The sequence below is a fragment of the Staphylococcus ratti genome (assembly GCF_020883535.1).
In the GTDB taxonomy this organism is placed as follows: domain Bacteria; phylum Bacillota; class Bacilli; order Staphylococcales; family Staphylococcaceae; genus Staphylococcus; species Staphylococcus ratti.
On sequence record NZ_CP086654.1, the window covers coordinates 2,008,933 to 2,023,781 of the forward strand.

Here is a 14,849-nt window from a genome sequence, read left to right on the forward strand (position 1 = left end):
AATCGAGTCAATACTATTCACGTGAAATCTTTTGCATATTTTGAATCTACACGACTTATATTTTTGTCAGACGGTCCACATAAATTGCGATTTGGTTCAATGTAGACGGTTTGTTATATTCATGCCAATCTTCAAATAATGGTTTTAAGTTATATTGTTTAAGGCGTTGGTAAATATCCTTTTCTCTATACACTTTGTAACGGATAGGGATATTATAAAAATACGTATTTAATCCTCGTGCCTTTTCATAAGTTTGTTCATCATACACATAAAACAACGTCGGCTTTTGAATTAAACTCGCTTCAATTGGTAATGAACTATAGTCTGAAATGATAACGTCTGCGAGTACGATTAGCTCAAACACAGACAATCCATAATCGTCTGACGCTGTTTGAACAGCTGGATGGTAATGCGTTAAAAGTGTATATTCTGGCAACGCTGCTTCAAACGCTTTTTTATTTAAAATTCGATTGGTCATGCCGTCTTCTCGATATGTAGGCAAATAGACCGCAATTTTTCCACCAAGCCCCAATTCAGCCTTAAGCTGTTCTTGATGTGCTTCTATATCCGTTTGGAAATATCGAGATAGCCTGGGGACCCCAAAATTGACAAGTTGTTCATAGTTAGCACCAAATGCATGCTGAAAACACGTCGCCATTTGAGCGCTTCCAACCAAATATTTATCCGTCGCTTCATAGACTTTTTCGTATTGCCTGACCATTTTAACATTATCATGATTAACTGCACGATCTTTGAAACCAAATTGTTTCAAAGCGCCCGCTGCGTGCCATGTTTGAATAACCGTTTGACCCTCTTTCTTCGCAAAACCGGCCATTAATAAATACAAATTATCAATAAAAATGACTTTGGCATTTGCCATTGCACATAACTGTCTTAAAACATTAATTGGACGCATTTTATAGCTCGATATACCTTCAATATTTTTTAATGCATTCAGATGCTCTCGTTTAGCAAATACTGTCACTCGAAATCCTTGCTCATTTAATTTTTGAATGAGAGGAAAAAGATCCTCTTTAAAGCTCATTAATACTACGACATGATTGGCATCTATACTTCGTTTTTGAAAGAAAAGCATCAAAAAACGAAGCACATTCATGTAACACTCTTTAAGCCAATAGCGTATCATTTCGATGCACCGCCTTATATGATTTGTTTATAGAAAAAAGCTGGACAACATGTGCGCCAGCCTTCATTAAAGTATTGACAATGAATGACTGAACAAAATTGCGCTTAAATTTCTTTTTTTCGAGTCATCCTTGCCGGTATGGCATTACGAAATTCCATTTATAAATAAAATTTCTACCCATCCCTACTCATTATTATGCTTCTTTGTATCATTACATAAAGTCTGCAAAGTGATCTCTGTAGCGCATATGCAACATCGACCCAACAACAAAGAATACTACTGTAACAAATATGTTATATAAAGCGAGTTCCCCATGCTCAATAAAATACCATTCATGGAATAATATTGCCGCACGATAACTCTCTGCAATGAAATAAATTGGATTAAACATCATAATCTTTTCTGGCAACGAACCTGGTTTAGGTACCCAAAGTATCGGTGACGCATAGAAAAGAACCCTTAATAAAGCTTGCATCGCCATTTGCGTATCTCGCACGAGGACACCTAATGTAGAAGTCAACAATGCGATAGAAGTTGTAATCAAATACGCAAACGGGATATATATAATTAATTGGATAATATATATAGAAGGTGGAATCCCAACAACGGTACATAATGCAACAATCGCAAACACCAGTACAAGATGTCCGTATAACTTACTTGTCACAATATAAGTCGGGATAATGGATAGTGGGAAATTCATTTTCGCCACTTGACCATACTTCATCGTAATGGATTTTGTCCCTTCTAAAATCCCTTGATTGATAAAGAACCACATGCTAATGCCAACGAGTAACCAATAAATAAATGGAATGCCATCAATCGGATGATTGCTTCGAATTCCAAAACCAAAGACAAACCAATATACCATAATTTGAATAACCGGGTTTATGATTTCCCACGCTAAACCCAGATAATTATTATGGTTTGTGATTTTCAGTTGGAACTGTGCTAAACGTTGAACAAGATAAAAACTCTTTACGTGCTCTGTTAGCACGGTTAAAACAGATTTCATAACTGACCACGCTTTCACATGCGACAATGCATGGACGTCCAATACACAAAAATAAACTCCCACTTTATTTTTAGTTTGACCCACTCGTGTATATCGCATATTCTTTAATTGAAATAATGAATTGCTTTAAGTAAAATTAATCATTGTATCCTTAAATAATTTACAATAGCTTTACAAAATAAACAACTAATTAGTAATATGATTATAATCTAAAATTAATGTTAGATGAAAGTCAAACAAACAAAGATTATTAAATCTATATATATCAAATTCATGATATTGTAAAAATTATGTACAATGCATTCTCTCACCATTTCAACTAGACCATGTGGTCTCTTAACACGAGACACACCGCATTCAATTTCACTCACAATTCATCCGCGAGGTGCAAACGCGGATTAAACATTTTAAGTTAGGAATGTTGAACAATGAAACCAACAGTAAATATTGATCACGTCACAAAGGAATATCGCATCTATCGTAACAATAAAGAGCGTATTAAAGATGCTTTATGGCCAAAAAATAAAAACAAAACCTTTTATGCTTTAAAAAATATTTCTATACAAGCGTATGCTGGCGATGTCATCGGCTTAGTTGGCATTAATGGCTCCGGAAAATCAACGCTCAGCAACATGATAGGTGGCTCACTCACCCCTACGCATGGTCGCATTGATAAAGCTGGCGATGTCAGTGTCATCGCAATTAATGCAGGGTTAAATGGTAACTTAACTGGGATGGAAAACATTGAGTTTAAAATGTTATGCATGGGATTTAATAAGCATCAAATTAAAGCTCTTACACCGCAAATCGTTGAATTTAGTGAATTAGGTGAATTTATTTATCAACCTGTTAAAAAATATTCAAGCGGTATGCGTTCAAAACTCGGTTTTTCTATTAGTGTAACCATTAATCCTGAAATTCTAGTGATAGACGAAGCCCTTTCTGTAGGTGACCAAACATTCACACAAAAAAGTTTAAAGAAAATATATGAGTTCAAAGAAGCTGAGAAAACAATCTTTTTCGTTAGCCATAACCTCCGACAAGTCCGTGAATTCTGCACAAAGATTGCGTGGATTGAGGCAGGTCGCTTGAAAGATTTTGGTTCAGTAGATGATATCTTGCCTAAATATGAAGCTTTCTTGAAAGACTTTAAGAAAAAATCCGTTGCTGAACAAAAAGCATTTAGAAAGCAATTAGACGAAAATCGTTTTGAAATCAAATAAGGTGAATACGTAAGCGCAACTAAGATAATGACGCATCATATTGCGTTTTCGCACTTCGCCTCTCTATACACCTTATCTATTACGCTTTACCCTATAACAGTCACGATCATACATTTAAGCATCAATAACAAAAACGTATTTCCACAAAGTTAAACGGAAATACGTTTTTTATGTTTTAAAATATTTTTGTTTAAAAACAGCGAGTACAAATTTTGGAATACGTTTAAAACGATGGATTCGTTTAATATCTGTAATGCCTCTGTAAACCCATTCTAGGTTTAATGCGCGCCAAATGTAAGGCGCACGCTTTACTTCGCCACTAAAGACATCAATCGAGCCTCCAACTCCCATCATCATTGTATGATCAAAATGATGGCGATGATGTTGAATCCATTGTTCTTGTTTAGGGTATCCCATTCCAACGAAAATAAAATCTGGATTAAACGCACGAATGGCTTCAACAACTTCTAAATCTGTAACATCGATAAAACCATGATGTGTTTGTATTTCTAAATTAGGATACTTGCGTTTAATACGGCGTGCCGCTTTCTCCACTACTGGAGATGTTGCCCCAAGTAAGAAAACTTTTCGATGTTCAATATCAGCTATGTCTAAACAATGTTCCATCACTTCAATACCAGGCACTCTCTCTTGCAATGGTTGCCCTAGAATACGTGCAGCTTTTACGATTCCCGTACCATCGGGAATAATATAATCTGCTTTGTTAATAATACTTTGGTACATCGGCTCTTCAGAAGCATAATGAACAATTTCTGGATTCGCTGTAACTACAAAAAGATTGTGTGTTGTAGATGTGTGCATGTACCGTAAAATGTGTTCACGCATATCTAGTAATGTGACGTTATCGAACATGATATCTAATACTTGAACTTGTGCTTTAGCTTTTTCAAGTGGATATTCATTTTGTGTCGAAACGATTTCATGACTAGGTAAAGCGTGCTCTTTTTTTATATCTGGCAACACTTTCACCACAGTCTCACCTTCATTCCTTCGATATATTTACATAATTTTTACATATCATTTATGTAACTTTAACATATTTTATACTTAAATCAAGTTAAATAAACATTTTTAATACTAAAGTATGAGCTATTAAAATAAAAGGTCTATAAGTTTATTGTTACTCTTAATCACAATTTCAAATTCATTCAATCTTATCCATATCAACTAAAAACTGTACTATCCTCTCTGTTAAACGCTAAAAATGGATTAAAGCCGCTGCTTTAAGTGATTAAAAATTATTTTGAATTGATGATATAGTTGAATATAATGATGAGAAGACGTAATACACTCACTGTAAGTTCACGCTTACTGTCTTAAGAAGCTATCAAGGACGATATATTAAATTAATAAAGCTTCCAGAAAATACGTCTGAAGTCTATAGTCAAAATGTTTTAATTTCTCATATACTAAATCTAATTATGTTTAGAAAGGACGAGCTACATGCCAGAACAAACATGGCTCATCTCACCTGTTCCAATATCTATCATTTTGTTATTCGTTGTCACACTGCTCTATTTAATCAGTCATTATTATCAAAATCGCCCAATATTTTCTGTTATAGATATTGTCTTAAATTATATTCCTGTTTTAACACACGAGTTTGGTCACATTCTTTTTAATCGTTTAAGTGGCGGAAAAGCAGTTGATTTTGTTGTGGTAGTGAAACGTAGCGAAAGAAAAGCTACAGGCCAACAAGGCTACGCTATTACAAAATCACGTTCACGTTTAGGCCAAATATGGACCACTTTAGGGGGCTATGTCATGCCTCCATTTATGTTAAGCGTAGGATTAATTCTTCAAAGTAAAGGTTACGGCGCTTTATTTATATTGTTTTATATATTCATATTTCTTTATTTTACCTTTGTTACTTCACGTAAAATAACACCTATCCTAATTATATTATTTTTAAGTTTAACGACGTATCTAGGTATACAATCTGAAAACTTAACGAATTATTCTTTCATTTATATGTTAATTTATCATTTTTTACTCGGTACATTATTAGGGGAAGTGATACAATCAACTGTATCGATTGCCCAACTCACATTCGCAAGGCCAAAACCGTCTTGGGATGGTAGCGCGTTAAGCGCATTGACGCACATTCCAACACTATTCTATTCAAGTATTTGGGTGATACTGAACTTCACGAGTCTCTATTTTCTTTTTCAACAATTATTTGCTTAATAACGAGGGGGACAACGAAATCTGATGTATTTCGTTGTCCCCCTCATTGTTATGCTATTTTTTCTGCAAAAATGACTTGCGCATTTTGATAACTTAAAATGACTGTTTGTTGGCCATTTTTTATTTCAAGCATTTGATTGATGTCATCTTTACTTACAATTTCTATCGTATCGCCGATTTGAATTGTTTTGCTAGACAAATAAATTAAAAGTTCTGATTTATCTCTTACACGTCTTAAAATTACCTTATCACCCGCTTCAAAATCAATTAAAGGGGTATTGTAACGTTCTTCAAAATCATGACTTCTCGGAATCGTACCGCCATGCGGACAAGTTTCTGGATAATTAAGCAACTCATCTAAACGTTTGACGAATAAGTTTGACACTCGATGTTCTAAAACTTCCGCTTCCTCGTGAACTTCTTCCCATGTATAATTCATAATTTCTATAAGAAACAACTCGATTAAACGATGGCGTTTAATAATATCAAGTGTTGCTGACAAACCTTTTGCAGACAACTTCACACCTTTATATGGCTTAGTTTCAACATAACCTTCTTTTTCTAATCGCCCCACCATTTCACTTACAGATGGGGGTTTTATATTCAGAAACTGAGAGAGTGTCTTATTTGAAACGTAGTGCGTTTTACCACCATGACCCAATATCGCTTTGAGATAATCCTCTTTTTCCTCAGTTAACATATTTTCACCTCTTAAAAATATTCACCTTATTGTATCACGAAACAACTTGACTTTGACAAATTTCACTTTATAATATAGTTTTATTAGGGTTACCTAAATTATTTGAAAGGTTGTGTTAACATGATTGAAATCAACAACTTAAACCTTACCCTTCAACATAAACATGTACTTAAAAACATTTCTTTAAAGTTACCTTTAAAAGGAGAAATAGTAGGTATAATGGGTCCAAATGGTAGTGGTAAGTCAACATTAGTTAAAACATTGGTTGGTGAACTGCGCTACCAAGGGCGCATCGAATTAAATGGGAAACCTTTAAGCAATCAAAAACGCCGTATCGCTTATGTTCCTCAAAAAATGACTTTAGACCTTGATTTTCCGATTGATGTTGAATCTTTAGTGTTATCAGGGAGCTATGATGAAATAGGGTGGTTTAAGCGTATCCCGAACCAAAAACGTCAACAGTGTCATCTATTATTGCAAGAATTAGAATTATTTGATCTACGCAAACGTCCTCTCCACACATTAAGTGGCGGGCAATTACAACGTGTCATTTTAGCACGTACTTTAATGCGTACACATGATATCTACATTTTAGATGAACCTTTTGTAGGCATAGATTTTAAGAGTGAGAAAATGATTATACAAAAATTAAATGCCCTTAAAAGCGAAGGGAAATTAATTATTATCGTTCATCACGATTTATCTACCGCTTCAAATTATTTTGATCGCGTTTTATTACTCAATCAAAGTATCCAATTTTTTGGACCTACCCGTGATGTGTTAACGCCTGCAAACATAGAGCAAACATTTCTTGCATCTTTGCATGCAAATGAAAATAGAACACATCAATTTCAATTAAAGGAGCATTCTAATCATGGCATTCCTTCAACATCTCGTTGAATACCCTTTTTTAACGCGTGCCTTATTAACGGCCATACTTGTAGGTGCTGTTTGCGGTGTCGTTGGGTGTTTTATATTGTTAAGAGGTCTTTCCTTAATGGGAGACGCAATGAGTCATGCGGTGCTACCCGGTGTAGCCATCTCATTCCTCCTAAATATTCCTATGTTTATTGGAGCATTAGTTACAGGTGTTTTAAGTAGTTTATGTATTGGTTATATTTCAGACACAACCAAAACTAAAAAAGATGCCGCCATCGGTATCATTTTTACAACCTTCCTTGCTACAGGGATTATATTAATTAGTGCGATACAGTCCACTACGGACCTTTACCATATTTTATTTGGTAACATTCTCGCGATAACAGATGATGCCTTTAATACGACGCTTTGGATTAGTCTTTGTGTCATCATTCTTATACTTTTACTTTATCGTCCATTAAAGATATCGACGTTTGATCCAATCTTTAGTCGTATGAATGGCCTCCCTACACGCGCTATACATTATTTAGTAATGTTGCTATTGGCACTTGTTATTGTTACAAGTGTTCAAACTGTAGGTGTCATTTTAGTCGTCGCATTATTAATCACGCCTGCATCTACTGCATATTTGGTAGCGAATAAGCTCTCCACAATGCTATTGATTTCTTGTATTTGTAGTGTGATTAGTGCAACGGTTGGCATTTATATTAGTTTCCAGCTGAATTTACCAAGTGGTGCAGTTATCGTATTAATTGCAGCAACACTTTACGTGTTGAGTGTTATTTACATTAAAATCAAATCTAAAATACATAAAGGAGCGACCCCACAAACATGATTAAACGTATTCTTGCTGTTTTACTTGTTGCAGTCATGCTTACAGCTTGTGGCTTCGGCAAAACAGAAAAAAATGACAAACTTAAAGTAGTGACAACGAACTCTATTCTTTACGATATGGCTAAAAATGTAGCCGGCGATCGTGCGGAAATTCACAGTATTGTTCCAATTGGACAAGACCCTCATGAATATGAAATTAAACCAAAAGATATTAAAGCACTTGCTGACGCAGATGTTGTTATTTATAACGGCTTCAACTTAGAAAGTGGTAACGGTTGGTTTGAAAAAGCATTAAAAGAAGCAAATAAATCTTTAAAAGATAAAAATGTTATTCAAGCATCAGAAAAAGTAAAGCCGATTTACTTAAATGGTAACGAAAAATCAGAAGCACACATTGACCCACACGCTTGGTTAAGCTTAGAAAATGGTATTAAATATGTTGAACGTATTCAAGAAGGTTTAGAAGCTGCTGATAAATTACATCAAAAAGACTATCAAAAGCAAGGTAACAAATATCTAGATGAACTCAAATCTCTTAACAAGAAGAGTCATAATGAATTTAATGACATTCCAAAAGAAAAACGCGTCATGATTACAAGTGAAGGTGCATTCAAATACTTCGCTAAACAATATGACATCAAACCAGGTTTCATTTGGGAAATTAACACAGAAAACCAAGGTACACCACAACAAATGAAGCAAGCCATTGATTTTGTAAAATCAAACAACATGAAACACCTCCTTCAAGAAACAAGTGTTAGCGATAAAGCCATGAAACGCTTAAGCGAAGACACAGGTGCTAAAATATATGGTACTGTTTATACAGATTCAATAGGTAAAGAAGGTAGCGACGGAGACTCATACTACAAAATGATGGCGTCGAACATTAAAACAATTCATGATAGCATGAAATAAACATAAAAAGAGGTAAGGAATTTAATTTGAATTCCTTACCTCTTTTCTATTACTATTTTCTTTAAATCTATGACGCTATCCTCTGTATCAATCATCATCTAATCGTGAATAAATTTCTTTGCGTCGTTTAGCGCGCTTTTCAATACGCATTTTTCTTCTTTCTTCAGGATCTAAATCTGCTTTATTAAGGTCTGAGTCATCATCCGTAATTGTATGTTTTTGATACATATACGCACCTGTACGATATGCAGCACGTGAAATTAAGTGTCCGCCAACCGGAGAAGTAATATTGATAAACATTAATGCTAATATCGTTCTGACGCTAACATAACCTTGTTCAAAAATAAAATAAATAAATACGCCCACTAAAGTTAACAATACCGCAAGGGTCGATGCTTTAGTTGCTGCATGGATGCGCAAAAATACATCTTGAAAACGCACAAGCCCTATCGCACTTATTAAAGCAATAATACTCCCTGCAAAAATCAAGAAAGCAGCGAACAGTTTAATGATTTCGTTTGTTGTTTCCATTAAACACGTTCCCCCCTTCAATGAAGCGCGAAATTGTTACAGAGCTAAGAAACGAAATAATCGCAATTAAAACAACAGAATCTAAGAATGAAAACGTCTTGAAAAGCAAACTGAGCACACCTACTGTAGACATCAAAATCGCACTCATCGCATCAAATGCGACTACACGATCCGCTGTTGTGGGACCTTTAATAAGACGAAATAATACGATAACAAGTGAAATAGCAAAAATAATCAGAGCACCTGATATTAAAAATTCTGTAATGGTTGCTATCATTTCGTCACCTCCACAATCAGTTCCTCATATTTTTTAATACTTCTTAATAACTGCTTTTTCTCTTTCGCCGTAATGTCTATCGCATGAATCAAGAAAGTATTGGGTTCACGGTTCACTCGAATAATTGTAGACCCTGGTGTAATGATAATAAGAATCGTTAAAAATGTAATTTCCCAATCTGTGTCTAGTTGTGTTTCATACCAAACAAGTCCTGGATCCATTTTATCTGTTTTAAATAAAACATAATTAATAATCGAAAAAGTTGATGTAAAAAGTTGATGTAAGTACGTCAATAAAAATTTAAACGACACCCATATCTTTTTCGGATAAAACTCTTGATCAAAAAATTTGTGCAATAGATAAATAATAACTAAACCAAGTAAATAGCCCGCTGTAAACGTTGGGAACCTAAATGCGTCTTCATCTTGGAATAAAACCCAAAGTAATGCAATCATGATATTTAAAGCAATTTGTCTCATTCATGACCACCTCTCAACTCTGGATTCACCATTTTAATATACTGCTCTACATTCATATTCATTGACGTTGCCAGTTCTGTTGCTTGCATAATGATAGGTGCAGCAAGACCTATTAAAAGTACGACAAACGTCATCGTCATAATAATATGTTTACGTACCGGTCGAATCATATTGTACTTCACTTCCGCACCTTTAGAGGCATTCCCCGCATACATATAGAAAAATACTCTAAATAAACTGTACATACCAATAAGACTTGTTAATATCATCAATGTTAAACCTATATAATGTTGATGCTCTATCGCACCAATAAAAATCAATAATTTCCCAGGAAATCCACTAAAGGGCGGTACGCCACCAATAGCAAGAGTTACAACAATAAATGCCACGCCAAGCCACGGTTCTTTACGCGCTAACCCTTTTAAATGGCGATATTGTCTGTAACCTGTCGTATAAACGATAAGTCCAATCACAAAGAAAAGTAACGCTTTAACAACGATATCGTTCATTAAATAAAAGATCGCCCCGTTAACGCCATTAAATGTATTGGTACCTAAACCAAAAATCACAAAACCAATCGACAATACGACTTGGTAAGCAGCTATTTTCTTAATATCTTTATACGCTATCGTCCCTACAGCACCAATAATCATTGTCATACAAGCCATCACAACAAATAAAGGTTCTGTGATGCCACCACTTTGGTTGAAAATCAACGTATAAAAGCGAATCAATGCATAGGCACCTACTTTAGTCATCAACGACGCAAACAATGCGGCAAGCTCTGTATTTAGAACAGCATAAGCTTTAGGAAGCCACATGAATAAAACAAGTGCTGCTTTAGAACCAAAAGCGACAATAAATGACATCGCTACTAAATGAATCGCCGTTGGATCATCCAATTCATGAATACGCATAGCAATATGCGTATAGTTTAACGTTCCAAGTTGACGATATAACATTCCTATTCCTATAAGAAGAATCCAAGAACCTATGACATTTAAAACGACATAAATGATACTAGCACGCAACTGTTCCACAGATTGTCCTAAAGTCACTAAGACAAATGAAGCCAATAGCATGATTTCAAACATGACGTATAGGTTAAATAAATCTGCAGTTAAAAAGGAGCCCACAACCCCTACTGTTAAAAATAAAACAAAAGACGGTAAATAATAGCGGCTCGCTCTTTTTTCACCGCGTCCAAAACCAAAGCCAATAATCATAAAAACAACGAAATGTGTCGTAGTTACCAGTAAAAGACTTAACGGGTCGCCAACATATTGAATGCCAAATGGTGCTGGCCATCCTGAAAAATCTAATCTAAGTGGCTGGTAACGAATGACGTAAATCAACATTGTTAACGAAGACACAAATGATATAAACACAATAATTAAAGAAACATAGCGCGACAATATCACTTGCTTATTTAACATCACAAGTATTAATGCACCGACAAGTGGAAGTAAAAATGGTATTGCTAAAAAGTTATCATTCATCTTCTTCACCACCTGTTAACACATTAATTTCATCTTCTTTCGTAACTTTAAAAGTACGGTAAACAAGCACAAGTAAAAACGCAGTAATCGCGAAGCCAATTACAATCGCTGTGAGTACAATCGCTTGTAATAAAGGATCTACAAAGTCTTCTTGTCCCGTAACGATTAATGGTTCTGTTTTCTCACTTGTATATTCACCCATGCTCATAATAATTAAATTGCCTGCATGTGTGAAAATCGCAATCCCTATGACAATTCGTATTAGATTTTTGGATAAAATCATATACGTTGCTATAAATACTAAAAAGCCAATTGTGAGGAGCAAAATAATATTCATGATCTCCCCCCACTCAATGATAAAATTGTCGTAACTACTACGCCTACAACACTTAATGTAATCCCAGACTCAAATAAAGTAATCGTCGATAAATGCACTTCTCCAAAATATGGAAATTTAAAATAAGCATCTGCTTGATACAAAATATTTTTGCCAAAGAATAGTGGCACAAGTGCGGTAGTAAGTGAAATAAAGGCACCTACAATCATCAATTTTCTAAAATCAATCGGCAATGCTTCAAGCACACGATGAACATCAAATGCAAGAAACATCAGTATAAAGGCAGAACTTAAAATCAATCCCGCAATAAAGCCCCCACCAGGATTGTTATGTCCTGCAAAGAACAGATAGAAGCCAAAAGTTAAAATGATAAACACGACGATTCGTGTAACCGTTTTGAGTACTAAATCATTCTCTTTCATCTTGACCCCTCCGATCTCTATAGTTTAACAGTGTGTAAATACCTAGACCTGCAATAATCAAGACCAACCCTTCTGCCATCGTATCAAGGGAACGGAAATCTCCTAATATTGCGTTCACTACGTTTTTACCTCCTGATTTTTCATAAGCATCATGGTAGAACACTGAAATGGTTTCTAATGCACTCGCTTGTTGGATGATAAAAACAAATCCAACCACCGTCAGCGCAGTTAACAACGAAACTACAATCTTTACAGATTCCTTTTTCATATTAAAACTGCCACGTGGAATGTTTGGTAAGCGTGAAAAACTAACAATAAAAAGTACTGTTGTGATAGTCTCTGTCACTAATTGCGTTAGGGCTAAATCAGGCGCACGCATTAAAATGAAAAAGAGTGCTACTGCATAGCCAATCCCACCTGTTAAAATGACCATCGTTAAACGTTGACGTATAAATATCAATGCAAATCCAATGACAATTACCGTTATAAGTAATAGCACGTGAAAAACATGATAATCTGTGACATCAATTTGGTACATTTTAGGTACGCCTACACGTATTAACGCATACAAATTGATAACAAAATAAATCATCAACGTCAAAATAAGGTAAGAATTAAGGCGATTATTCATTAATGTTCTTAAACCATAACCTGAATACTCCTCGATTGAGACATAACTATCTTGAAAAAGTTTAATACTCGACCATTTGCTTTCTTTTAATTGCGTGAATTTAGACCAATCCACAAATAACACACCTAATAAACCTATAATCATTACCATCGCACTCATAACAAGTGGCAAGTTAAAGCCATGCCATTGCGTTAAATGAGGAGCATAAGTAGCCAATTTAGAAGATGCTACAACATTTTTAAAAGCGCCAGTTAAAATCGTCTCTCCCACAAGACTAGGGATAAAAAAGAGCACAGGTAAGCATATCGCCATTAGTACTGCAGGCATAATAAACCCTTTAGGTTCGTGAATCGATTTGTCTATTTTTAAATTTCCAAAAAACGTTTGCTTAATCATATAACCTGAATAAATAAACGTGAAAATACTCGCGATAAAGCCTATTAATGATACTATAACCGTAAGGAAGATATTAAAGCCTTCTAATCGATAGGCATTAATCAAACCTCCAAAGAACATCTCTTTACTTATAAAGCCGTTTAGAAGCGGGACACCCGCCATCGCAAGCGACGCAAGTGTCATGACAGTCATTGTCACCGGTAATGTTTTTTTCAAGCCTCCTAAACGACGAATATCACGCATGCCAGTTTCATGATCAATGAGGCCTACACCCATAAACAGAGCCCCTTTAAATAAAGCATGGTTCAACAAATGAAACAGTGCTGCAAACATAACATAAGCGTATGCCTCAATCACAGCAGATTCTGTCGCTGTAGCAATACCACCGCCAAGTCCGACCATAGACATAATCATACCTAGCTGACTTATTGTTGAGTACGCGAGAATCCCTTTTAAATCATATTGACGAATTGCAGTTATCGACCCGTAAATCATCGTTATTAAACCGATGCCTGTCACCATATAAATATAAAATTGACTTTGACCTAAAATCGGCGTAAACCTTAACAATAGAAAGATACCCGCCTTGACCATAGTTGCAGAATGAAGATACGCACTTACTGGTGTAGGGGCTGCCATCGCACGCGGTAACCAAAAATGAAATGGCCACTGTGCAGATTTAGTAAAAGCACCAAGTAAAAACATCGAGACAATCGGAATAAATAGAGGATGCGCGGCAATTTCACGACTTTGCGTGATTTGTTCTGTTATCGTGTTCGTGCCTGTCACGACGTAAAGCATAATAAAGCCGACAAGCATCGCCAAACCGCCAAAAACAGTAATCATAAAAGACGTAATTGCGCCACGTTGGCTTTCGCTCTTATCGTACCAATAGCTAATCAGTAAGAAAGATGAGACGCTCGTTAGCTCCCAAAAAACATACAAAATAATCGTATTATTTGCTAAAACGATACCAAGCATACTCAACATAAATAAAATGAGATACATATAAAAACGTGGTAAATCATCATGTTTGTATGATAAATATTGCGTCGCATAGAAAAAGACGGCTATCCCTATAATTGAAATCAGCAATCCGAAAAATAAACTTAATCCATCAAGCCTGAAATCTAAATTGATGTCATAAGCAGGTAACCACTGAAAAGTATATGTAAGATAGTTATGATTAAGGACGCTTGGAATGTGATAAATAAAAAATGCTGATGAGACTATCGGCGCTAGTAAGGCCACAAATCCTGGCCATTGCTTCGTATTCCACTTCACCATAACTGATAAAATCATCACCATTAGAATTAAAAATAAGAATAATCCTACAATGAACATGCTCCGTCCCCC

Annotated in this window: 16 protein-coding genes; 5 read left to right on the forward strand and 11 right to left on the reverse strand. The window is 35.3% G+C overall.

Annotation, left to right across the window (positions count from 1 at the left end):
* Positions 1-55 precede the first annotated feature (55 nt).
* Together tarB and LN051_RS09775 are read right to left on the reverse strand one after the other, a co-directional pair.
* On the reverse strand, positions 56-1,147 hold the full coding sequence (gene tarB / locus LN051_RS09770; protein ID WP_338061512.1) for a teichoic acid glycerol-phosphate primase TarB: 1,092 nt from the start codon (positions 1,145-1,147) through the stop codon (positions 56-58).
* 211 nt (positions 1,148-1,358) lie between these two features.
* Positions 1,359-2,162 carry an ABC transporter permease gene (locus tag LN051_RS09775; protein ID WP_229292344.1) on the reverse strand — a complete coding sequence of 268 codons (804 nt, stop codon included), beginning with the start codon at positions 2,160-2,162 and terminating at the stop codon, positions 1,359-1,361.
* A gap of 428 nt (positions 2,163-2,590) precedes the next feature.
* Between LN051_RS09775 and tagH the strand changes: the two genes are divergently transcribed.
* Positions 2,591-3,385, forward strand: coding sequence for a teichoic acids export ABC transporter ATP-binding subunit TagH (tagH, locus tag LN051_RS09780; RefSeq protein WP_229292345.1), 795 nt, complete (start codon positions 2,591-2,593; stop codon positions 3,383-3,385).
* Positions 3,386-3,553: 168 nt separating this feature from the next.
* Here the strand turns inward: tagH and tarA are convergent, their stop codons facing one another.
* The gene (gene tarA, locus LN051_RS09785) at positions 3,554-4,324 is read right to left on the reverse strand and encodes an N-acetylglucosaminyldiphosphoundecaprenol N-acetyl-beta-D-mannosaminyltransferase TarA (protein WP_338061517.1); all 771 of its coding nucleotides are present in this window, start codon (positions 4,322-4,324) and stop codon (positions 3,554-3,556) included.
* A 525-nt stretch (positions 4,325-4,849) separates the two neighbouring features.
* On the opposite strand from tarA, the gene LN051_RS09790 reads away from it, so the two are divergent.
* Entirely contained in the window at positions 4,850-5,593 is a 744-nt protein-coding gene (locus tag LN051_RS09790) for a M50 family metallopeptidase (RefSeq protein ID WP_229292346.1), read from the forward strand.
* Positions 5,594-5,642: 49 nt separating this feature from the next.
* On the opposite strand, the gene LN051_RS09795 is transcribed toward LN051_RS09790, so the two are convergent.
* Positions 5,643-6,293, reverse strand: a complete 651-nt coding sequence (locus tag LN051_RS09795) for a metal-dependent transcriptional regulator (protein ID WP_229292347.1) — start codon at positions 6,291-6,293, stop codon at positions 5,643-5,645.
* Between the two features lie 120 nt (positions 6,294-6,413).
* On the opposite strand from LN051_RS09795, the gene LN051_RS09800 reads away from it, so the two are divergent.
* Genes LN051_RS09800 through mntC form a run of 3 tightly spaced genes read left to right on the forward strand, consistent with a single transcriptional unit; the run spans position 6,414 to position 8,921 of the window.
* Entirely contained in the window at positions 6,414-7,193 is a 780-nt protein-coding gene (locus LN051_RS09800) for a metal ABC transporter ATP-binding protein (RefSeq protein WP_229292348.1), read from the forward strand.
* Complete coding sequence (locus LN051_RS09805) at positions 7,168-8,007, forward strand: metal ABC transporter permease (protein ID WP_229292349.1); 840 nt, start codon at positions 7,168-7,170, stop codon at positions 8,005-8,007. The genes LN051_RS09800 and LN051_RS09805 overlap by 26 nt, the downstream gene beginning before the upstream one ends.
* Complete coding sequence (mntC, locus tag LN051_RS09810; RefSeq protein ID WP_229293668.1) at positions 8,007-8,921, forward strand: manganese ABC transporter substrate-binding lipoprotein MntC; 915 nt, start codon at positions 8,007-8,009, stop codon at positions 8,919-8,921. Before LN051_RS09805 ends, mntC begins: the two co-directional genes overlap by 1 nt.
* 87 nt (positions 8,922-9,008) lie before the next feature.
* On the opposite strand, the gene LN051_RS09815 is transcribed toward mntC, so the two are convergent.
* From LN051_RS09815 to LN051_RS09845, 7 genes are read right to left on the reverse strand one after another with little or no spacing between them, the layout of a single operon-like run.
* Complete coding sequence (locus LN051_RS09815; RefSeq protein WP_229292350.1) at positions 9,009-9,452, reverse strand: Na+/H+ antiporter subunit G; 444 nt, start codon at positions 9,450-9,452, stop codon at positions 9,009-9,011.
* On the reverse strand, positions 9,427-9,729 hold the full coding sequence (gene mnhF2, locus LN051_RS09820; RefSeq protein ID WP_229292351.1) for a Na+/H+ antiporter Mnh2 subunit F: 303 nt from the start codon (positions 9,727-9,729) through the stop codon (positions 9,427-9,429). Before mnhF2 ends, LN051_RS09815 begins: the two co-directional genes overlap by 26 nt.
* Entirely contained in the window at positions 9,726-10,208 is a 483-nt protein-coding gene (locus tag LN051_RS09825) for a Na+/H+ antiporter subunit E (RefSeq protein WP_229292352.1), read from the reverse strand. Before LN051_RS09825 ends, mnhF2 begins: the two co-directional genes overlap by 4 nt.
* Complete coding sequence (locus tag LN051_RS09830) at positions 10,205-11,707, reverse strand: Na+/H+ antiporter subunit D (protein WP_229292353.1); 1,503 nt, start codon at positions 11,705-11,707, stop codon at positions 10,205-10,207. Before LN051_RS09830 ends, LN051_RS09825 begins: the two co-directional genes overlap by 4 nt.
* Positions 11,700-12,044 carry a Na+/H+ antiporter Mnh2 subunit C gene (gene mnhC2, locus LN051_RS09835; protein ID WP_229292354.1) on the reverse strand — a complete coding sequence of 115 codons (345 nt, stop codon included), beginning with the start codon at positions 12,042-12,044 and terminating at the stop codon, positions 11,700-11,702. The genes LN051_RS09830 and mnhC2 overlap by 8 nt, the downstream gene beginning before the upstream one ends.
* Complete coding sequence (gene mnhB2 / locus LN051_RS09840) at positions 12,041-12,466, reverse strand: Na+/H+ antiporter Mnh2 subunit B (protein WP_229292355.1); 426 nt, start codon at positions 12,464-12,466, stop codon at positions 12,041-12,043. Before mnhB2 ends, mnhC2 begins: the two co-directional genes overlap by 4 nt.
* Positions 12,453-14,837 (reverse strand): DUF4040 family protein, encoded by a 2,385-nt coding sequence (locus tag LN051_RS09845; protein WP_229292356.1) that lies wholly within the window; start codon positions 14,835-14,837, stop codon positions 12,453-12,455. The genes mnhB2 and LN051_RS09845 overlap by 14 nt, the downstream gene beginning before the upstream one ends.
* Positions 14,838-14,849: the final 12 nt, after the last annotated feature.

What these genes read in the sequence shown, in the direction of transcription:
- tarB (WP_338061512.1), bottom strand. Translation starts at nt 1,147, where the DNA reads ATGATACGCTATTGGCTTAAAGAGTGTTACATGAATGTGCTTCGTTTT.
- LN051_RS09775 (WP_229292344.1), bottom strand. Translation starts at nt 2,162, where the DNA reads ATGAAATCTGTTTTAACCGTGCTAACAGAGCACGTAAAGAGTTTTTAT.
- tagH (WP_229292345.1), top strand. Translation starts at nt 2,591, where the DNA reads ATGAAACCAACAGTAAATATTGATCACGTCACAAAGGAATATCGCATC.
- LN051_RS09790 (WP_229292346.1), top strand. Translation starts at nt 4,850, where the DNA reads ATGCCAGAACAAACATGGCTCATCTCACCTGTTCCAATATCTATCATT.
- LN051_RS09795 (WP_229292347.1), bottom strand. Translation starts at nt 6,293, where the DNA reads ATGTTAACTGAGGAAAAAGAGGATTATCTCAAAGCGATATTGGGTCAT.
- LN051_RS09800 (WP_229292348.1), top strand. Translation starts at nt 6,414, where the DNA reads ATGATTGAAATCAACAACTTAAACCTTACCCTTCAACATAAACATGTA.
- LN051_RS09805 (WP_229292349.1), top strand. Translation starts at nt 7,168, where the DNA reads ATGGCATTCCTTCAACATCTCGTTGAATACCCTTTTTTAACGCGTGCC.
- LN051_RS09815 (WP_229292350.1), bottom strand. Translation starts at nt 9,452, where the DNA reads ATGGAAACAACAAACGAAATCATTAAACTGTTCGCTGCTTTCTTGATT.
- mnhF2 (WP_229292351.1), bottom strand. Translation starts at nt 9,729, where the DNA reads ATGATAGCAACCATTACAGAATTTTTAATATCAGGTGCTCTGATTATT.
- LN051_RS09825 (WP_229292352.1), bottom strand. Translation starts at nt 10,208, where the DNA reads ATGAGACAAATTGCTTTAAATATCATGATTGCATTACTTTGGGTTTTA.
- LN051_RS09830 (WP_229292353.1), bottom strand. Translation starts at nt 11,707, where the DNA reads ATGAATGATAACTTTTTAGCAATACCATTTTTACTTCCACTTGTCGGT.
- mnhC2 (WP_229292354.1), bottom strand. Translation starts at nt 12,044, where the DNA reads ATGAATATTATTTTGCTCCTCACAATTGGCTTTTTAGTATTTATAGCA.
- mnhB2 (WP_229292355.1), bottom strand. Translation starts at nt 12,466, where the DNA reads ATGAAAGAGAATGATTTAGTACTCAAAACGGTTACACGAATCGTCGTG.
- LN051_RS09845 (WP_229292356.1), bottom strand. Translation starts at nt 14,837, where the DNA reads ATGTTCATTGTAGGATTATTCTTATTTTTAATTCTAATGGTGATGATT.